The organism is Pseudomonas sp. Root562, from assembly GCF_001427125.1.
GTDB lineage: Bacteria > Pseudomonadota > Gammaproteobacteria > Pseudomonadales > Pseudomonadaceae > Aquipseudomonas.
In genome coordinates, this window is record NZ_LMGK01000007.1 from 32,110 (window position 1) to 50,840 (window position 18,731).

Below are 18,731 nucleotides of genomic sequence, written 5' to 3' on the forward strand. Positions count from 1 at the left end.
GTCAGCGTCTCGCTTCGATCAGGGCTTCGGCTTCAGACAGGCGTTCGTGAGTGCCGACGTCGACCCATTGCCCGTTCAGGCGCTCGCCGGACACTTTCCCGGCGGACATTGCGGCACGCAGCAACGGCGCCAATTTGAACGCCCCGGCCGAGCAACCTTCGAACAGCTGCGGGTGCAACACCGCGATACCGCTGTAGGTCAGGGTGGCCGCGTCCGACTGACCGTCACGGACCTGCCCGTCGATCAATTGGAAATCCCCATCAGGGTGATGGGCCGGGTTGCTCGCGAGCACCAAATGAGCAAGCCCGGCAATCGGCTGATGCAACAAGGCAAAGTCATAATCAGTCCAGATATCGCCATTGACCACGACAAAGGCCTCATCACCCAGCAAGGGCAATGCGCGGAAGATCCCGCCGCCGGTTTCCAGCGGCTCGCCCTCCGGCGAATACTGGATCCTGACGCCATAGCGCGAGCCGTCGCCCAGGTAATCTTCGATCTGCTGGCCCAGCCATGCATGGTTGATCACGATGTCGGTAAAACCGGCAGTCGCCAGTGCACGCAAGTGGTACTCGATCAGCGGCACACCGCCGGCGCGAACCAGCGGCTTTGGCGTGGTCAGGGTCAGCGGGCGCATGCGCTCACCTTTACCTGCGGCGAGAATCATGGCCTTCATGCTTTCACTCCAGCGCGCAAACTGGCGAGCAACACATCCAGCTCCGCCAACTCAGGCCGGCGGGCGAGCACCGCATCTATATAGTCAAAGAAACGCGGCACGTCAGCCAGATAACGCGGTTTGCCGTCGCGGTGGCAGATGCGGGCGAAGATGCCGATCACTTTCAGGTGACGCTGCACGCCCATCAGGTCACTGGCCCGCAGGAAATCTTCGAAATCCGGTTGTACCGGAATATCCAGCGCCGAAGCCTGCTGCCAATAGCTTTCCAGCCAACCGCGCACGCGCTCTTCAGGCCAGCTGAGGAACGCATCCTTGAACAGGCAGGTCACGTCGTAGGTCACCGGACCGTAGACCGCATCCTGGAAATCCAGCACGCCGGGGTTCGGCTCGCTGAGCATCAGGTTGCGTGGCATGTAATCGCGATGGACCAGGACTTTGGGCTGAGCCAGCGCGCTGTCGATCAACAAATCGCTGACTTGCTGCCAGAGCACTTGCTGCGCGGCGTCGAACTCGATGCCCAATTCGCGTTTTACGTACCACTGCGGGAACAGTTCGAGCTCGCGCCGCAACAATGCCACGTCGTAACTCGGCAGGGGTGCGACCATCGGCAACTGCTGAAAAGCCAACAGCGCCTGCAGGGCATCGTCGAACAAAGCATCGGCATTTTCGCTGTCGATCACGTCCAGATAGGTCTTGTTGCCCAGGTCATTGAGCAAAAGAAATCCGCGTTCGAGGTCTTCGGCATAAATTTTCGGCACATTTATTCCGGATTTCGCCAGTAAAAAAGCGATATCCACGAAGGGTTTGCAGTTTTCCTGGGGCGGTGGCGCGTCCATCACGACGAAACTTCTCCCGGCGCCTTCCCAACGGAAATAACGCCGGAAACTCGCGTCGCTGCTGGCCGCGGTCAACGTGGCCGGGGGTACGGTACCCCAGCCCTGATCCGCAAAAAGGATTGCCAATTGCTCATCGAGCCAAACTTTCAGGTGTTGCAAACGTACATCTTGGTCAGGCATTGCAAGGGTCTCCGACGGCGCTAGCCGTCAAGCGGGTCATGCTTTATTATCCAGCATCTTTTTCAGACCATCGAGAGGCGTGCGGCCCACACCGCGGGCAGATGGCACGCAGGAAGCCCGGACTAATAAGATGGCATTGAAATCCCCCGCGTTTCGTAAAAAATTTCCGTTGTTGGTAACCGGCAGTCTGCTGGCCTTGCAACCCCTCGCCACTTCCTTCGTGGTCGCCGCGGAACAGTATGACTGCTCAGTCTCTGCTTCGGGTGCCTGGGACTGTGCGCCAAAGACGCCGGCGGCTGCATTGCCTCCGCGTCCCGTGCATGACGGCAGCGCAGTCGCATCCGACGAGGTTGCGGCCGAGAGCGGTACCAGCGAGGACGCTGGCGCCAAGACCGTACTCGTCACCGAATCCAAAGGCCGTGGCCTGAAGTCGCGTAGCGAAGACTACAGTCACCTCGACTGGGTTCCCCGTGAACAGCTCACCGCAGCGCAATTGGCCGAAACCGGTCCGTATTGCTCTGGTTCCTATATCGAACCGATTCGTCCTGGCATGAATGACAAGACGAATAAAAGCGATGCGCCAACCTTTATCGGCGCCAAAGCCTCACGTTATAAGCAGGAAGAGCAAGTCGCTACCCTGGCCGGTGACGTGGTCATGCGCCAGGGCAGCATGCAGGTCGAAGCCGACGAAGCCAACCTTTACCAGGCCGAGAGCCGCGGTGAACTGAGCGGCAACGTGCGCGTTCGCGACAACGGCGCCCTGATCGTGGGCGACCACGCCGACGTGCAGCTCGACACCGGTGAAGCCAAAATCGACAACGCCGAATACGTGATGCACAAATCGCGTATCCGCGGTAACGCGCTGTACGCCAAACGTGCCGAGAACGCCATCATCCGCCTCAAGGATGGTACGTACACCACGTGCGAACCGAACAGCAACGCCTGGCAGCTCAAGGGCAACAACATCACCCTGAACCCGGCCACCGGCTTCGGTACTGCGACCAACGTGACACTGCGGGTCAAGGACATTCCGGTTCTGTACACGCCGTACATCTATTTCCCGATCGACGACCGTCGCCAGTCCGGCTTCCTGCCGCCGACCATCGGCACCGGCACCGACACCGGCTTCCTGCTGGTCACGCCGTACTACTTCAACCTGGCACCGAACTACGATGCCACGTTGTACCCGCGTTACATGAGCGACCGTGGCCTGTTGATGGAAGGCGAATTCCGCTACCTGACCAAGTCCAGCGAAGGTCAGTTCGGCGCCGCGTACCTCAATGACGAGAACGACGATCGCAAGCTGCAGACTGATTACGAAAAAACCCGCTACATGTACAACTGGCAGCACAAGGGTGGTCTCGACTCGCGCGTGTTCACGCAAGTCGACTACACCAAGATCAGCGATCCTTATTACTTCCAGGATCTGCAGACTGACCAGATTGGCGTGAAGAGTGCTGACTATGTGAACCAGCAGGGCTCGGTCAGCTACCGCGGCGACAGCTACACCGCTCGCGTGAATGCTCAGGCGTATCAGCTGGCGACCGTTTCCAACATCACGCCGTATGACCGCTTGCCGCAAATCACCTTCAACGGCGCGCTGCCGGAACGTCCGGGCGGATTCAATTTCACCTACGATACCGAGCTCGTGCGGTTCGATCGGGACTTGAAGAACGGCAACTTCACCGATGAAGACGGTAATGTCGAGCCGCGCCTCGACACCAACGTACAAGGCCTGGCCCGCGCCAACGGCGATCGCCTCAACCTTGCGCCCGCCGTCAGCTTCCCGATGGAGGCCAGCTATGGCTTCCTGACGCCGAAGCTCAAGTATCAGTACACGCAGTATCAACTGGACCTGGACAGCATCGGCAAGAGCCAGATTGCCGCGCAGACTGCAGAACAGGACCGCCTCAACGGCACGTTCGACAGCAACCAGAACCGTGCCGTACCGATCGCCAGCATCGACAGCGGCCTGTATTTCGATCGCAACACCCAATGGTTCGGCAAGAATTACCGCCAGACCCTCGAACCGCGCCTGTTCTATCTTTATGTTCCAGAGAAGGATCAGGAAGACATTCCTGTGTTCGACACCAGCGAATACACCTTCAATTATGCGTCGCTATTCCGGGATAACCGCTTCTCCGGTTCTGACCGTGTCGGCGACGAGAACAAGCTGTCGCTTGGTGTAACCAGCCGCTGGATCGAAGACGATGGTTTTGAGCGTCAACGCATCAGCGTCGGCCAGGCCCTGTACTTCAAGGACCGCGAAGTCCAGTTGCCGGGTATCGATGCAAAAACCCGCGAAGACGCGCACTCCGATGTTTCGCCGTATGCATTGGAATACGAATATCGCTGGAACCGCGATTGGCGCACCACAGCCGACTACAACTGGGACCCGGACAGCCGCAGCCCTCGCTCGGGTAGCGCGATGTTCCACTACCAGCCTGAAGACAACCCGAACAAGGTCGTCAACGCCGGTTATCGCTACCGCAATGACCAGGTCCGCTACGACCAGAATAGCGGTCGCTGGCAAGTGGGCGGTGGTGACTATGGCGTTCCGGGCCAGCCTGGCTACGTGAAGGATTACTACAAGATCGTCCAGCACGACTTCTCGGTGATCTGGCCGGTCGTGCCGCAATGGAACGTCATCAGCCGCTGGCAGTATGACTACAACCGCAACCGTACCCTGGAAGCCTTTGGTGGCTTCGAGTACGACAACTGCTGCTGGAAACTGCGCCTGATCAACCGTTACTGGGTCGATTATGACGAAACCAGTCAAGACGCTCCGGAAAACGAAAAAGGCGACCATGGCGTCTTCCTCCAAATTGTTCTGAAGGGACTCGGCGGCCTCACAGGCTCCAAAGTAGAGAGCTTCCTCGACAAAGGCATCCAAGGTTATCGTGAACGTGAAGACCAAGCTTTCTGATTGTCTGCGCCCGCTGCTGCTGGGCGCGCTGTTCCTGGGTACCGCGGCCAACGCCGCGGTACAGTCCATCGACAAGGTGGTGGCCATCGTCGACAACGACGTAGTCATGCAGAGCCAACTGGACCAGCGCGTCCATGAAGTTCAGCAAACCATCGCCAAGCGCGGCACCGCCGTGCCACCGGCCAGCGTACTGGAGCAACAGGTGCTTGAGCGCCTGATCGTCGAGAACCTGCAATTGCAGATCGGCGAGCGCTCCGGTATCCGCATTACCGATGAAGAACTGAACCAGGCTGTCGGCACTATCGCCCAGCGCAACAACATGTCGGTCGACCAGTTCCGTGCCGCCCTGACTCGCGACGGTCTGTCCTACGACGACGCGCGTGACCAGATCCGTCGCGAAATGGTCATCAGCCGTGTACGTCAGCGCCGAGTGGCTGAACGCATCCAGGTAACCGAGCAGGAAGTGAAGAACTTCCTGGCGTCCGACCTCGGCAAAATGCAGTTGTCCGAGGAGTTCCGCCTGGCCAACATCCTGATTCCAACGCCGGAAAGCGCCAACTCCGACGCGATTCAGAATGCTGCCAAACAGGCTGACGCGGTTTACCAGCAGCTCAAGCAAGGTGCTGACTTTGGTCAGCTGGCCATCGCCAAATCCGCCAGTGAAACCGCACTGGAAGGCGGCGACATGGGCTGGCGCAAAGCTGCCCAGCTGCCACCGCCCTTCGATCGCCTGCTGAGCTCCATGACGGTTGGCGACGTGACTCAGCCAATGCGCACACCGGGCGGCTTCATTATTTTGAAGATCCTCGACAAGCGTGGCGGCGAAACCCAGATGCGCGATGAAGTGCATGTGCGCCACATTCTGGTCAAACCAAGCCCGATCCGTGACGAAGAAAAAACCAAGGCCTTGGCTCAGTCGCTCTACAGCCGAATCGAAGCGGGTGAAGACTTTGCCGAACTGGCAAAAAGCTATTCGGAAGACCCGGGGTCCGCACTCAACGGCGGTGACCTGAACTGGATCGATCCGAACGCACTGGTCCCGGAGTTCCGCGAAGTGATGGCCAAGACCCCGCAAGGTCAACTGTCCAAGCCTTTCCAGACTCAATATGGCTGGCACGTCCTGGAAGTCCTTGGCCGTCGCGCCACCGACAGCACCACCCAGGCTCGCGAGCAACAAGCCATGACCGTACTGCGTAACCGCAAATACGACGAAGAGCTGCAAACCTGGCTGCGTCAGATCCGTGACGAAGCGTACGTAGAAATCAAACTCCCTGGCGCCGACCAGGCAGCGCAGTGAAACCCAAACGTTTCGCGCTGACACCCGGCGAACCGGCCGGCATAGGTCCTGACCTGTGCCTGCTGCTCGCCTCGCAAGCCCAGCCACACCCCTTGATTGCCATTACCAGCCGCGACCTGCTCCTCGAGCGGGCTGCGCTGCTGGGTGTGGCCGTCGACTTGCTGCCGGTTACGCCGGATAACTGGCCGGATCTGCCCGCGCCAGCCAACAGCCTGTATGTCTGGGATACACCGTTGAACGCCAAGGTCGTCGCCGGGCAACTGGACAAGGCCAACGCCGCTTTCGTTCTCCAAACCCTGACCCGCGCCGGCCAAGGCTGCCTGGATGGACATTTTGCCGGCATGATCACCGCCCCGGTGCATAAGGGTGTGATCAACGAATCCGGCATCGCTTTCTCCGGGCACACCGAATTCCTCGCTGACCTGACCCATACCGCGCAAGTGGTCATGATGCTCGCCACCCGCGGCTTGCGCGTGGCCTTGGTCACCACCCACCTGCCACTTCGCGAGATCGCCGATGCGATCACCCCGGAGCGTCTGGAACGGGTCACACGAATCCTGCATGCCGATCTGCAAGAAAAGTTCGGCATCGCCCAGCCGCGTATCCTGGTGTGCGGGCTCAACCCCCACGCCGGCGAAGGTGGACACCTGGGCCATGAAGAAATCGACATCATCGAACCCACATTAGAGCGCCTGCGCGGCGAAGGCATGGACCTGCGTGGTCCGCTGCCCGCCGACACTCTGTTTACCCCCAAATATCTGGAGCACTGCGACGCAGTGCTGGCGATGTACCACGACCAGGGCCTGCCTGTGCTGAAATACAAAGGCTTCGGCGCAGCCGTCAATGTGACGCTCGGTCTGCCGATCATCCGCACCTCGGTCGACCACGGCACCGCCCTGGACCTGGCCGGCAGCGGCAAGATCGACACCGGCAGCCTGCAAGTCGCCCTGGAAACCGCCTACCAGATGGCCGAGACCCGTTTATGAACGAGCAATACCAACACAAGGCGCGCAAGCGTTTTGGCCAGAACTTTCTGCATGATGCCGGCGTCATCGACCGCATCCTGCGCTCCATCCATGCAAAAGCCGAGGACCGTCTGCTGGAAATCGGCCCGGGCCAGGGCGCACTCACCCAGGGCCTGCTCGGCAGCGGCGCTCAACTCGATGTGGTTGAACTGGACAAGGACCTGATCCCGATCCTCAACCAGCAATTTGCCGGCAAGAGCAATTTCAACCTGCACCAGGGCGATGCACTGAAGTTCGACTTCAACAGCCTGAATGCGGCGCCAGGCAGTCTGCGAGTGGTCGGCAATCTGCCGTACAACATCTCCACGCCGCTGATCTTCCACCTGCTGCATAACGCTCACCTGATTCGTGACATGCACTTCATGCTGCAAAAGGAAGTGGTCGAGCGACTCGCGGCAGGTCCTGGCGGTGGTGATTGGGGTCGCTTGTCGATCATGGTTCAGTATCACTGTCGGGTAGAGCATCTGTTCAACGTCGGCCCGGGGGCGTTCAACCCGCCACCGAAAGTCGATTCAGCCATCGTGCGTCTGGTGCCCCACGCCGTGTTGCCGCACCCTGCCAAAGATCACAAGCTGCTGGAACGCGTTGTACGCGAAGCCTTCAACCAGCGCCGCAAGACCCTGCGCAATACCCTCAAGCTGCTGCTGAGCAATGCCGAAATCGAAGCCGCCGGCGTTGATGGCAGCCTGCGCCCTGAGCAACTCGACCTGGCCGCCTTCGTGCGCCTGGCTGACAAACTCAGCGAACAATCCCAGCACAAGCCAGCGGACGTCTGACAGAACCCAAGCGTTATCGGGTAGGACACCAGCGCCCATGTCTGGTTTACTACCCGGTACTTGGCCTAGACTGAACCTCATCAGCTATGCCCCGCGTCCCGCTTCGTTTTTAAGGCCTCTTGCATGTCCGATCCTCGTTATCAGGTCGACGTCAGCGTCGTCACCCGCTATCTGGCAGAACAATCGCAACCCGAACACGACCGCTTTGCCTTCGCCTACACCATCACCGTAAAAAACAATGGCCTGATACCGGCGAAATTGTTGTCACGGCACTGGGTGATCACCGATGGTGACGGGCACGTGGAAGAGGTTCGTGGCGCCGGCGTGGTCGGCCAACAGCCATTGATCGACGTCGGCAAAAGCCATACTTACAGCAGTGGCACGGTCATGACCACCAGGGTCGGGACCATGCAGGGCACGTATCAGATGATTGCCGACGATGGTAAACACTTCGATGCGGTCATCGCACCGTTCCGCCTTGCGGTGCCGGGGTCGTTGCACTGATGGCAACGTATGCCGTCGGCGATCTGCAAGGCTGCCTTGGAGCCCTGCAGTGCCTGCTCAAACAAGTTTCATTCGATCCGGCCAGGGATCGTCTCTGGCTGGTCGGTGATCTGGTCAATCGTGGTCCGCAATCGCTCGAAACCTTGCGCTTCCTCTATAGCATCCGTGAATCGCTGGTGTGCGTGCTCGGCAACCATGACCTGCATCTGCTGGCCGCCGGGCAGAACATCGAACGCCTGAAAAAAGGCGACACCCTGCTCGAAATCATCGAGGCCCCGGACTGCGCCGAATTGCTGGACTGGTTACGCCAGCAAAAGCTCATGCATTACGACGAACAACGAAACCTGGCACTGGTGCATGCCGGCATCCCACCGCAGTGGTCGCTGCGTAAAGCCCTGAAGTGCGCCGCCGAAGTCGAAACCGCGCTGCGTGACGACAACCTGTTCCCGCCTTACCTTGACGGCATGTACGGCAACGATCCGGCGAAATGGGACAACGACCTCAAAGGCGTGACGCGCCTGCGAGTGATCACCAACTATTTTACGCGGATGCGCTTCTGTACGGCCGAAGGCAAACTCGATCTCAAGAGTAAGGAAGGCCTGGGTACCGCACCGGCAGGCTACAAGCCCTGGTTCCAGCACAAGGAACGCAAGACCAGGGAGCTGAAAATCATCTTCGGTCACTGGGCCGCCCTGGAAGGCAATGTCGACGCCCCGGGTATTTTCGCCCTCGACACAGGCTGCGTCTGGGGCGGCGCCCTGACACTGATGAATGTCGACAGCCTTGAACGCCTCTCCTGCAAATGCGGAGAGCATGGCCACCCCGCCACGCCACCAGTCGCCCCATCCATTTGCGAACCATCGTCAGTCAGCGTCCCGCGTTAGACTGCGCTTACAGCCGAGCCACAGGAACCCGCCATGAGCGAATTCAAACGTATTCCCCCGCAACAGGCCCAGACCCTGCGCGAACAGGGCGCCGTCGTAGTCGACATCCGCGACCCGGCCACCTATGCCGCCTTGCACATCAGTGGCTCCAAACACCTGGATAACCATTCGATCTCGGACTTCATCCGCGCTGCCGACCTCGACGCGCCGACCGTGGTGGTCTGCTATCACGGCAATTCCAGCCAAAGCGCAGCCGCCTACCTGATCAGTCAGGGCTTCTCTGACGTTTACAGCATGGATGGCGGTTTTGAGCTGTGGCGTACGACTTATCCTTCGGAAACGGCGCAAGGCTCCTCCGAATAATTTTTTTGTAACACGCAAGCCCGCGGCTGCCGTGGGCTAGCGCGGTGGCAGACGAACGGTCTGCCACAACTAATTACGTATCTCGCCTTTACCTCCCGAATTCCCAACTATCCTTAAGCGCAGGCCATCCAAAACAGGGGAGAGCCGGTACACCGGCGCGCGGATCATCGGGAGTAGCTTTCGCAGTCGTCAGCTGTGAAAGAGTTCTGGGGGGTAAACAGCGACCGCCTGTTCGGTTGCTGCCAGCATCGACTGAGTGATCCGGCGTCGGCTCCACGTATCGAGCGAGGTGACGTCATGAGTATCTTTAGCCACTTCCAACAACGTTTCGAGTCCACACGCCAGGAAGAACTCTCGCTGCAAGAGTATCTCGAACTGTGCAAGAAGGACCGTAGCGCCTACGTTTCCGCTGCCGAGCGTCTGCTCCTGGCCATCGGTGAACCGGAGCTGCTCGACACCTCGACCAACTCGAGACTGTCGCGAATCTTCTCCAACAAGGTGATCCGCCGCTATCCGGCCTTTGAAGACTTCCACGGGATGGAAGAATGCATCGACCAGATCGTGTCGTATTTCCGCCATGCCGCCCAAGGCCTGGAAGAGAAGAAACAAATCCTCTACCTGCTCGGTCCCGTTGGTGGCGGTAAATCGTCCCTGGCCGAGAAGCTCAAGCAACTGATGGAAAAAGTGCCCTTCTACGCCATCAAGGGCTCACCGGTTTTCGAATCGCCGCTGGGGCTGTTCAACTCCACTGAAGATGGGGCAATCCTCGAAGAGGACTTCGGGATTCCACGGCGTTACCTCAACACCATCATGTCGCCATGGGCGACAAAACGCCTGGCAGAGTTTGGCGGCGACATAAGCCAGTTCCGCGTGGTGAAACTCTATCCATCGATCCTTAACCAGATCGCCGTCGCCAAAACCGAACCGGGCGACGAAAACAACCAGGACATCTCCGCACTGGTGGGCAAGGTTGATATTCGCAAACTGGAAGAATTCCCGCAGAACGATGCCGACGCCTACAGCTACTCGGGTGCGCTGTGCCGGGCCAACCAGGGCCTGATGGAATTCGTCGAAATGTTCAAGGCGCCGATCAAGGTGCTGCACCCATTGCTGACCGCCACTCAGGAAGGCAACTACAACAGTACCGAAGGTCTTGGCGCGATTCCGTTTACCGGGATCCTGCTCGCTCACTCCAACGAATCGGAATGGCACACCTTCCGCAACAACAAGAACAACGAAGCCTTCATCGACCGGATCTACATCGTCAAAGTGCCGTACTGCCTGCGGGTCAGCGACGAAGTGAAGATCTACGACAAATTGCTGTTCAACAGCTCGCTGGCCAAAGCCCATTGCGCCCCTGACACCTTGAAGATGCTGGCCCAGTTCACGGTACTTTCGCGCCTGAAGGAGCCGGAAAACTCCAACATCTATTCCAAAATGCGCGTGTATGACGGGGAAAACCTCAAGGATACCGATCCGAAGGCCAAATCGATCCAGGAATACCGCGACAACGCGGGTGTCGATGAAGGCATGAACGGCCTGTCGACCCGTTTCGCGTTCAAGATCCTGTCGAAGGTATTCAACTTCGACCCGCACGAAATCGCCGCCAACCCGGTGCATCTGCTTTACGTGCTGGAACAACAGATCGAGCAGGAACAGTTCCAGGCCGAGACCCGCGAACGCTATCTGCGCTTCCTCAAGGAATACCTGGCGCCGCGTTATATCGAATTCATCGGCAAGGAGATCCAGACCGCTTACCTGGAATCCTACAGCGAGTACGGCCAGAACATCTTCGACCGCTACGTGCTGTACGCCGACTTCTGGATTCAGGACCAGGAATACCGCGATCCGGAAACCGGCGAAATCCTCAACCGCGTGGCTTTGAACGAGGAGCTGGAAAAAATCGAAAAACCGGCCGGTATCAGCAATCCGAAGGACTTCCGCAACGAAATCGTCAACTTTGTACTGCGTGCCCGGGCCAACAACAACGGTAAAAACCCGACCTGGCTCAGCTACGAAAAACTGCGGGTGGTCATCGAGAAGAAAATGTTCTCCAACACCGAGGACTTGCTGCCGGTCATCAGCTTCAACGCCAAGGCCAGCAAAGAGGATCAGCAGAAACACAACGACTTCGTCACACGAATGGTCGAGCGGGGTTACACCGACAAACAGGTACGACTGCTGTCCGAGTGGTATCTGCGGGTGAGAAAATCGCAGTAAGGCAGCTGCAAGCGGCAAGCTACCAGCCTCAAGCACACCGTAGGGGCGCTTGAGGCTGTTGGTGGCTCTGTTTGCTTTGAAAGCTTCGTGCTTGTAGCTTGAAGCTTGTGACTTGTAGCTGCCCGGAGGGCTCCCTATGAGCTATGTGATCGACCGACGTCTCAATGGCAAAAACAAGAGCACGGTGAACCGCCAGCGGTTCCTGCGGCGTTACCGTGATCACATCAAAAAGGCTGTCGAAGAGGCGGTCAGCCGGCGCTCCATTACCGACATGGAGCACGGCGAACAAATCAGTATCCCCGGCCGCGACATCGACGAGCCGGTGCTTCACCATGGTCGCGGTGGCAAGCAGACTGTCGTGCACCCGGGCAACAAGGAATTCACCAGCGGTGAGCACATTGCCCGCCCGCCGGGAGGTGGCGGGGGCAGAGGACCTGGCAAGGCCGGCAACTCCGGCGAAGGGATGGATGAATTCGTCTTCCAGATTACCCAGGAAGAATTCCTCGAATTCATGTTCGAGGACCTGGAACTGCCGAACCTGGTCAAGCGCAACCTGACCGGTACCGACACCTTCAAGACCGTTCGTGCGGGGATCAGTAACGAAGGCAACCCCTCACGGATCAACATCATTCGTACCCTGCGCTCGGCGCATGCCCGGCGGATCGCCCTGTCCGGCAGCAGCCGCGCAAAACTGCGGGAAGCCAAGGAAGAACTCCTGCGACTGAAGCAGGAAGAACCGGACAACTTCGGCGATATTCAGGAACTCGAAGCGGAAATCGAAAAACTCAGCGCGCGCATTCATCGCGTGCCGTTCCTCGACACCTTTGACCTCAAATACAACCTGCTCATCAAACAACCCAATCCCAGTTCCAAGGCTGTGATGTTCTGCCTGATGGACGTTTCCGGCTCGATGACCCAGGCGACCAAAGACATCGCCAAGCGCTTCTTTATCCTGCTGTATCTGTTTCTCAAGCGTAACTACGACAAGATCGACGTCGTGTTCATCCGCCACCACACCAGTGCCCGCGAAGTGGATGAGGAAGAGTTCTTCTACTCCCGCGAAACCGGCGGCACCATCGTCTCCAGCGCCTTGAAACTGATGCAGGAGATCATGGCCGAGCGTTATCCGAGCAACGAATGGAACATCTACGCCGCCCAGGCTTCCGACGGTGACAACTGGAACGACGACTCGCCAATCTGCCGCGACATTCTGATCAACCAGATCATGCCGTTCGTGCAGTACTACACTTACGTTGAGATAACCCCACGCGAACACCAGGCCCTGTGGTTCGAATACGAGCGCATCGCCGAAGCCTTTTCCGACACTTTTGCCCAGCAACAACTGGTCTCGGCCGGGGATATCTATCCGGTCTTTCGTGAACTCTTCCAGCGCAGGTTAGTGACATGACCGCCAAAGAGCAGAAGCGCCAACCCATTTCCACCGGCTCTGAATGGACGTTCGAGCTGATCCAGGCCTACGACCGCGAAATCAGCCGTATTGCGGCGGGCTACGCCCTCGATACCTATCCTAACCAGATCGAAGTGATCACCGCCGAACAGATGATGGACGCCTACGCCTCCGTCGGCATGCCGCTGGGTTATCACCATTGGTCCTACGGCAAACATTTCCTGAGCACCGAAAAGTCCTATACACGTGGCCAGATGGGGCTGGCCTACGAAATCGTGATCAACTCCGACCCGTGCATCGCCTACCTGATGGAAGAAAACACCATCTGCATGCAGGCGCTGGTTGTGGCGCATGCCTGTTATGGGCACAACAGTTTTTTCAAAGGCAATTACCTGTTCCGCACGTGGACCGACGCGAGCTCGATTATCGATTACCTGGTGTTCGCCAAGCAGTACATCATGCAGTGCGAAGAACGCCATGGTATCGACGCGGTGGAAGACCTCCTCGATTCCTGTCACGCCCTGATGAACTACGGTGTCGACCGCTACAAGCGGCCTTATCCGATTTCCGCCGAAGAAGAACGCCGTCGGCAAAAGGACCGCGAAGAGCATATGCAGAAACAGATCAATGATCTGTGGCGAACCATTCCCAAAGGCGCGGACAAATACAGCGACAAGGACAACGCACGTTTCCCCGCCGAGCCGCAGGAAAACATTCTGTACTTCATCGAAAAACATGCGCCGCTGCTGGAGCCATGGCAGCGGGAAATTGTGCGCATCGTTCGCAAGATTGCCCAGTATTTTTATCCACAGCGCCAAACCCAGGTCATGAACGAGGGCTGGGCCACGTTCTGGCACTACACCCTGATGAACGACCTGTACGACGAAGGCCTGGTGACCGACGGTTTCATGATGGAGTTCCTCACATCCCACACCAGCGTGGTTTTCCAGCCTGGCTTCGACAGCCCCTACTACAGCGGCATCAACCCCTACGCACTGGGCTTTGCCATGTACCGTGACATCCGTCGCATGTGTGAAGAGCCCACTGAGGAGGACTACCGCTGGTTCCCCGACATTGCAGGCACCGACTGGCTGGCCGCGATCAAGTTCGCCATGAGCAGTTTCAAGGACGAGAGTTTCATTCTGCAGTATCTGTCACCCAAGGTGATTCGCGACTTGAAGCTGTTCAGCATTCTCGATGATGACCAGAAGGACGACCTGCTGGTTCCGGCGATTCACGACGAGGGCGGCTATCGCACCATTCGTGAAACCCTCGCCGCCCAGTACAACCTGGGGAATCGCGAGCCCAACGTGCAGATCTACAGCATCGACCGCCGCGGCGACCGCTCGCTGACCCTGCGCCACCAGCAACACGACCGCAAACCGCTGGGAGAGTCCACCGAGGAAGTGCTCAAGCACCTGCACCGGCTCTGGGGCTTCGACATTCACCTGGAAACCCTGCAAGGGGATCAGGTGATGAAAACTCACCATGTTCCCCCCAAAGGTGAACACAGTGAAGGCGATTACGGGCGGCTGGACCTGGCTGTCATTCACCTTTGATTCTGTTTGTGCCTCCGAAAGCCCGACGCAACGGTTATCCTGTCGAGCTAACGGAGGTTTTTTATGCGGATCTATAAAGTCGGCGGCGCGGTGCGCGATCGCCTGCTGGGCATTCCTGTCACTGACATCGACCGTGTGGTGGTCGGCGCCACTACCGAAGAGATGCTCGCCAAGGGCTTTCGCCCCGTCGGTGCGGATTTCCCGGTGTTCCTACATCCAAAAACCGGTGAGGAATACGCCCTCGCCCGCACTGAACGCAAAAGTGGCCGCGGTTACGGCGGGTTCACGTTCCACGCCAGCCCTGAAGTAACCCTTGAAGAAGATTTGATCCGCCGCGACCTGACGATCAATGCCATCGCCGAGGACGACCAGCAAAACCTGACCGACCCCTACCACGGTCAGCGTGACCTCGAAGCGCGCATTCTTCGCCATGTATCTCCCGCATTCGCCGAAGATCCGCTCAGGGTTCTGCGCGTTGCCCGCTTTGCTGCGCGTTATGCCGGGCTCGGATTCACCGTTGCCGCCGAGACACTGGAGCTCATGCGCCAGCTCAGCGAGTCAGGTGAACTGCAAGCACTGACGGCGGAGCGCAGCTGGAAAGAAATTTCCCGCGCGCTGATGGAAGATCGACCTCAGGTATTTATCGAAGTGTTGCGAGCCTGCGGCGCGCTCAAGGTGCTGATGCCGGAAATAGACGCCCTGTTCGGCGTACCGCAACCCGAGGCCCACCACCCGGAAATCGATACCGGTGTGCACACTCTGAGCGTGCTGGAACAGGCGGCGCAGCACCAACAACCGCTCACCGTACGCTGGGCCTGCCTGCTGCATGACTTGGGCAAAGGCCTGACGCCGGAAGAACAATGGCCGCGACACATTGCCCATGAGTTCAAGGGATTGAAGCTGATCAAAGCGGTCAATGAACGTTTCAAGGCACCGAGGGATTGTCAGGAATTGGCGCTGCTGGTGGGCGAGTATCACACCCACGGTCATCGCGCCCTTGAGCTGAAGCCATCGACATTGCTGGAGTTGCTCCAAAGCTTCGACGTTTACCGTCGGCCACAGCGGTTCGAGGAATTCATCGCGGCGTGCGAGATGGACGCCCGAGGGCGCAAAGGCTTGGAGCAGAGAAGTTATCCACAGGCGGATTATCTGCGCGGTGCCGCGCAAGCGGCTCGTAGCGTTGCAGTTCAGCCATTGCTGGAGAAGGGATTCAAGGGGCCGGAATTGGGTGAGGCGATCAAGCGCGAGCGGTTGAAGGCACTGAAGGCCTACAAAGAGGCGACGTCCGCCTGAACAGCTTCGCGGGCAAGCCTCGCTCCTACAGGGGCAGCGCAGATCCTGTAGGAATAAAGCTTGCCCGCGATGAAGCCAACAGGATCACAGCAAATCTGCGGGCGTCAGTTGCTCACCACGCCACTCAAACGCAACCGGCGCCAACACCTGATCAATCTGAGCTTCACTCCACAAGATCGCAAAGCTTTTGCCTACGCCCGGATGCACGCGATCCGGCGCAATCAACGACAACGGCCACAGCACAAAGGCATTTTTCAGGATTTCTGCCCGCGGCAAGACCAGGCCATCGAAATTACCCACCAGATCACCGAACAACAAAACATCGATATCCAGCGGCAAACCTCGGCGTTCAGGTGCATAACGACCATTATCCGCCTCAATAAACTTCAAGCGGCGATCCAGTTCCATCAGGGGAAGGTCGGTATACGCCGACACCACGAAATTGAAGAATGGCCCGCTCTTGATGCCGACGGGCTGGCTTTCGAAAACCGGCGAGCAATGGACATCCACCAGAAAACCCGCCAAAGCTTCCAGTCCGGCCTGCAAATGGGCTTCGCGCTCGATGTTGCTACCGAGCCCGAGATACACCTGGGTTAGCGACATCCGCGCTCGATCTCCACACCCACGCCACCGGTAGCGGCAGGAACGGCACCTGGCTTGGTCAACTTGAGACGCATCCAGGTAATCTTGAATTCGCTCATGAGCACTTCAACCAAACGTTCGGCGAATGTTTCAACCAGCTGGAACTGTGCCTGCTCGGCAAAGGCCTGGATGCGCGACGAAACGCTCGCGTAATCGAGCGCCAGGGTCAGGTCATCGCCGGCCGCGGCAGGGCGATTGTCCCAGGCAAAGCTCAAATCCAGACGCAAGCATTGCCGGATGCCTCGCTCCCAGTCGTAGGCACCAATCACGGTATCGACTTCCAGGCCCTCGATAAACACTCTGTCCAAGCACTTTTCTCCGCTACACGACAAGGGCGCAATGCGCCGTTAGAATCAGGGCGTCCTCGCCCGGAATAGTTAGCATGTTTTGGTTACTGGCGATCCTCGCCTACCTGCTCGGCTCTCTGTCCTTCGCCATTTTGCTCAGCCGACTGACCGGTAACCCCGATCCGCGAATGAGTGGCTCCGGCAATGCCGGTGCTACCAACATGTTGCGCCTGGCGGGCAAAAAACTCGCCATCCTGACCTTGCTCGGCGATCTCTTCAAAGGCCTGCTGCCCGTGCTGATCGCCGCTGCTGCGGGCCTTTCCCTGCAGGATCAGGCCTGGATCGGCGTCTGCGCCGTCATCGGTCACCTGTTCCCGCTGTACTTCCGCTTTCGCGGTGGCAAGGGCGTCGCCACCGCTGCCGGAATGTTGCTGGGCCTGTATCCACCCGCCGCGTTACTGGCGGTCTGCGCCTGGCTGCTGACGTTCTACCTGACCCGAACCAGCTCGCTGGCCGCCCTGATCGCTACACCACTGACCCTGCCGCTACTGGCCTGGCAGGAACCGGCAGCACTGCTGCCCATGAGCGCCCTCACGGGCCTGATCGTCTGGCGCCATCGCGGCAATCTACGCGACCTGTTTGCAGGGCGCGAACGGCATTTTTAGAGGCCGAACTCAAGCGCCGCTCATCACAGTGCCGACAACTGCTCCATCGGCCAGCGCGCCTGCACGCTGATCGCCAGGCTTTCCTGCTGGCCTGCCTGCAAGCGCTGGCAACCGGCAAACGCGATCATTGCGCCATTGTCGGTGCAGAACTCCGGACGGGCATAAAAAACATCGCCCTTCATGTCCCCGAGCATTTTTTCCAAAGAAGAGCGTAGTGCCTTGTTGGCACTGACGCCCCCTGCGATCACCAGGCGCTTCATGCCTGCCGCTTTCAACGCACGCTTGCACTTGATGGTCAAAGTCTCCACCACGGCCTGCTGGAACGCCAGCGCGATGTCGCAACGGGCTTGCTCGCCGTCGTCCCCGGCGCTCACGCACTGTTGCCAGGTATTCAATGCAAAGGTTTTCAAACCACTGAAGCTAAAGTCGAGGCCCGGACGGTCGCACATCGGACGGGGGAAAACGAAACGTCCTGCAACGCCCTGCTCTGCCAAACGAGCAATCTCCGGCCCGCCTGGATAATTCAGGCCCATCATCTTCGCTGTTTTGTCGAAGGCTTCACCTGCAGCATCATCCAGCGTCTCGCCCAACAGAGAGTACTGACCGATTCCGTCAACCTGCACCAGCTGCGTATGCCCACCGGACACCAACAAAGCGACGAACGGAAATTGCGGCGGTTGCGGCTCCAGCATCGGTGCCAGCAAGTGGCCTTCCATGTGGTGCACGCCGAGGGCCGGAATACCCCAGGCAAAGGCCAGCGCCTGGGCGCAGGAAGCACCTACCAGCAACGCGCCGACCAGGCCAGGACCCGCGGTATAAGCGATTGCGTCGATCTCGGTCGGCACGCAGTCGGCTTCTGCCAACACCTGACGGATCAAGGGCAGCATGCGTTTGACGTGATCGCGCGAGGCCAGCTCCGGCACCACGCCACCATAGGCGCGGTGCAGGTCGATCTGACTGAACAGCGCGTCGGCCAGCAGGCCGCGCTCGCTGTCATACAATGCGACACCGGTTTCGTCGCAAGAGGTTTCTAATCCCAGTACTAGCATGGGTTTGCGCCTTGTTTAGGCTGAATTCGAAGGCGCGCATAATAGTCGCCGCGTGATGCCCCGACCAGCGGTTTTCGATCAGAGGCTTTGCATTCCGAGCGATGAGGGGTTAACATCCGCAACCCTTAAAAACCGACGTCTTCA

The 18,731-nt window shown here is 58.8% G+C and carries 17 protein-coding genes; 12 read left to right on the plus strand and 5 right to left on the minus strand.

What is annotated here, in order from left to right:
- Nucleotide 1: 1 nt before the first annotated feature.
- Both murU and ASD60_RS08220 read right to left on the minus strand, forming a co-directional pair.
- Complete coding sequence (murU, locus tag ASD60_RS08215; RefSeq protein ID WP_056853533.1) at nt 2–673, minus strand: N-acetylmuramate alpha-1-phosphate uridylyltransferase MurU; 672 nt, start codon at nt 671–673, stop codon at nt 2–4.
- The gene (locus ASD60_RS08220) at nt 670–1,689 is read right to left on the minus strand and encodes an aminoglycoside phosphotransferase family protein (RefSeq protein ID WP_056853534.1); all 1,020 of its coding nucleotides are present in this window, start codon (nt 1,687–1,689) and stop codon (nt 670–672) included. Before ASD60_RS08220 ends, murU begins: the two co-directional genes overlap by 4 nt.
- A gap of 130 nt (nt 1,690–1,819) precedes the next feature.
- On the opposite strand from ASD60_RS08220, the gene ASD60_RS08225 reads away from it, so the two are divergent.
- The 11 genes from ASD60_RS08225 (at nt 1,820) to ASD60_RS08275 (ending at nt 15,944) form a co-directional block, all read left to right on the plus strand.
- Complete coding sequence (locus ASD60_RS08225; RefSeq protein WP_056853535.1) at nt 1,820–4,615, plus strand: LPS-assembly protein LptD; 2,796 nt, start codon at nt 1,820–1,822, stop codon at nt 4,613–4,615.
- Nucleotides 4,590–5,912 (plus strand): peptidylprolyl isomerase SurA, encoded by a 1,323-nt coding sequence (gene surA, locus ASD60_RS08230; protein WP_177336561.1) that lies wholly within the window; start codon nt 4,590–4,592, stop codon nt 5,910–5,912. Before ASD60_RS08225 ends, surA begins: the two co-directional genes overlap by 26 nt.
- Nucleotides 5,909–6,898, plus strand: coding sequence for a 4-hydroxythreonine-4-phosphate dehydrogenase PdxA (gene pdxA / locus ASD60_RS08235; protein ID WP_056853537.1), 990 nt, complete (start codon nt 5,909–5,911; stop codon nt 6,896–6,898). Before surA ends, pdxA begins: the two co-directional genes overlap by 4 nt.
- Nucleotides 6,895–7,713 carry a 16S rRNA (adenine(1518)-N(6)/adenine(1519)-N(6))-dimethyltransferase RsmA gene (gene rsmA, locus ASD60_RS08240; RefSeq protein WP_056853538.1) on the plus strand — a complete coding sequence of 273 codons (819 nt, stop codon included), beginning with the start codon at nt 6,895–6,897 and terminating at the stop codon, nt 7,711–7,713. The genes pdxA and rsmA overlap by 4 nt, the downstream gene beginning before the upstream one ends.
- 123 nt (nt 7,714–7,836) lie before the next feature.
- On the plus strand, nt 7,837–8,217 hold the full coding sequence (apaG, locus tag ASD60_RS08245) for a Co2+/Mg2+ efflux protein ApaG (protein ID WP_056853539.1): 381 nt from the start codon (nt 7,837–7,839) through the stop codon (nt 8,215–8,217).
- Entirely contained in the window at nt 8,217–9,101 is an 885-nt protein-coding gene (locus ASD60_RS08250; protein WP_056853540.1) for a symmetrical bis(5'-nucleosyl)-tetraphosphatase, read from the plus strand. The genes apaG and ASD60_RS08250 overlap by 1 nt, the downstream gene beginning before the upstream one ends.
- A gap of 33 nt (nt 9,102–9,134) precedes the next feature.
- A complete protein-coding gene (glpE, locus tag ASD60_RS08255; RefSeq protein ID WP_056853541.1) occupies nt 9,135–9,464 on the plus strand; it encodes a thiosulfate sulfurtransferase GlpE in 330 nt (109 codons plus the stop codon).
- 297 nt (nt 9,465–9,761) lie between these two features.
- The gene (locus tag ASD60_RS08260) at nt 9,762–11,684 is read left to right on the plus strand and encodes a PrkA family serine protein kinase (RefSeq protein ID WP_007980217.1); all 1,923 of its coding nucleotides are present in this window, start codon (nt 9,762–9,764) and stop codon (nt 11,682–11,684) included.
- Nucleotides 11,685–11,820: 136 nt separating this feature from the next.
- A complete protein-coding gene (locus ASD60_RS08265) occupies nt 11,821–13,092 on the plus strand; it encodes a YeaH/YhbH family protein (protein WP_056853542.1) in 1,272 nt (423 codons plus the stop codon).
- Complete coding sequence (locus ASD60_RS08270; RefSeq protein WP_056853543.1) at nt 13,089–14,651, plus strand: SpoVR family protein; 1,563 nt, start codon at nt 13,089–13,091, stop codon at nt 14,649–14,651. The genes ASD60_RS08265 and ASD60_RS08270 overlap by 4 nt, the downstream gene beginning before the upstream one ends.
- Nucleotides 14,652–14,714: 63 nt before the next feature.
- On the plus strand, nt 14,715–15,944 hold the full coding sequence (locus ASD60_RS08275; RefSeq protein WP_056853544.1) for a multifunctional CCA addition/repair protein: 1,230 nt from the start codon (nt 14,715–14,717) through the stop codon (nt 15,942–15,944).
- A gap of 84 nt (nt 15,945–16,028) precedes the next feature.
- On the opposite strand, the gene folK is transcribed toward ASD60_RS08275, so the two are convergent.
- Together folK and folB are read right to left on the minus strand one after the other, a co-directional pair.
- Nucleotides 16,029–16,547, minus strand: a complete 519-nt coding sequence (folK, locus tag ASD60_RS08280) for a 2-amino-4-hydroxy-6-hydroxymethyldihydropteridine diphosphokinase (RefSeq protein ID WP_056853545.1) — start codon at nt 16,545–16,547, stop codon at nt 16,029–16,031.
- Nucleotides 16,538–16,894 (minus strand): dihydroneopterin aldolase, encoded by a 357-nt coding sequence (gene folB / locus ASD60_RS08285; RefSeq protein WP_008051601.1) that lies wholly within the window; start codon nt 16,892–16,894, stop codon nt 16,538–16,540. Before folB ends, folK begins: the two co-directional genes overlap by 10 nt.
- A gap of 74 nt (nt 16,895–16,968) precedes the next feature.
- On the opposite strand from folB, the gene plsY reads away from it, so the two are divergent.
- Nucleotides 16,969–17,538 carry a glycerol-3-phosphate 1-O-acyltransferase PlsY gene (plsY, locus tag ASD60_RS08290; RefSeq protein ID WP_056853546.1) on the plus strand — a complete coding sequence of 190 codons (570 nt, stop codon included), beginning with the start codon at nt 16,969–16,971 and terminating at the stop codon, nt 17,536–17,538.
- Nucleotides 17,539–17,561: 23 nt separating this feature from the next.
- Here the strand turns inward: plsY and tsaD are convergent, their stop codons facing one another.
- Entirely contained in the window at nt 17,562–18,587 is a 1,026-nt protein-coding gene (gene tsaD / locus ASD60_RS08295) for a tRNA (adenosine(37)-N6)-threonylcarbamoyltransferase complex transferase subunit TsaD (RefSeq protein WP_056853547.1), read from the minus strand.
- Between the last annotated feature and the right edge of the window lie 144 nt (nt 18,588–18,731).

Excerpts from the sequence above, each read along its gene's own strand:
- apaG (WP_056853539.1), top strand. The coding sequence starts at position 7,837 with ATGTCCGATCCTCGTTATCAGGTCGACGTCAGCGTCGTCACCCGCTAT.
- tsaD (WP_056853547.1), bottom strand. The coding sequence starts at position 18,587 with ATGCTAGTACTGGGATTAGAAACCTCTTGCGACGAAACCGGTGTCGCA.
- ASD60_RS08250 (WP_056853540.1), top strand. The coding sequence starts at position 8,217 with ATGGCAACGTATGCCGTCGGCGATCTGCAAGGCTGCCTTGGAGCCCTG.
- ASD60_RS08270 (WP_056853543.1), top strand. The coding sequence starts at position 13,089 with ATGACCGCCAAAGAGCAGAAGCGCCAACCCATTTCCACCGGCTCTGAA.
- glpE (WP_056853541.1), top strand. The coding sequence starts at position 9,135 with ATGAGCGAATTCAAACGTATTCCCCCGCAACAGGCCCAGACCCTGCGC.
- ASD60_RS08265 (WP_056853542.1), top strand. The coding sequence starts at position 11,821 with ATGAGCTATGTGATCGACCGACGTCTCAATGGCAAAAACAAGAGCACG.
- ASD60_RS08260 (WP_007980217.1), top strand. The coding sequence starts at position 9,762 with ATGAGTATCTTTAGCCACTTCCAACAACGTTTCGAGTCCACACGCCAG.
- ASD60_RS08275 (WP_056853544.1), top strand. The coding sequence starts at position 14,715 with ATGCGGATCTATAAAGTCGGCGGCGCGGTGCGCGATCGCCTGCTGGGC.
- plsY (WP_056853546.1), top strand. The coding sequence starts at position 16,969 with ATGTTTTGGTTACTGGCGATCCTCGCCTACCTGCTCGGCTCTCTGTCC.
- murU (WP_056853533.1), bottom strand. The coding sequence starts at position 673 with ATGAAGGCCATGATTCTCGCCGCAGGTAAAGGTGAGCGCATGCGCCCG.
- ASD60_RS08220 (WP_056853534.1), bottom strand. The coding sequence starts at position 1,689 with ATGCCTGACCAAGATGTACGTTTGCAACACCTGAAAGTTTGGCTCGAT.
- ASD60_RS08225 (WP_056853535.1), top strand. The coding sequence starts at position 1,820 with ATGGCATTGAAATCCCCCGCGTTTCGTAAAAAATTTCCGTTGTTGGTA.
- rsmA (WP_056853538.1), top strand. The coding sequence starts at position 6,895 with ATGAACGAGCAATACCAACACAAGGCGCGCAAGCGTTTTGGCCAGAAC.
- folK (WP_056853545.1), bottom strand. The coding sequence starts at position 16,547 with ATGTCGCTAACCCAGGTGTATCTCGGGCTCGGTAGCAACATCGAGCGC.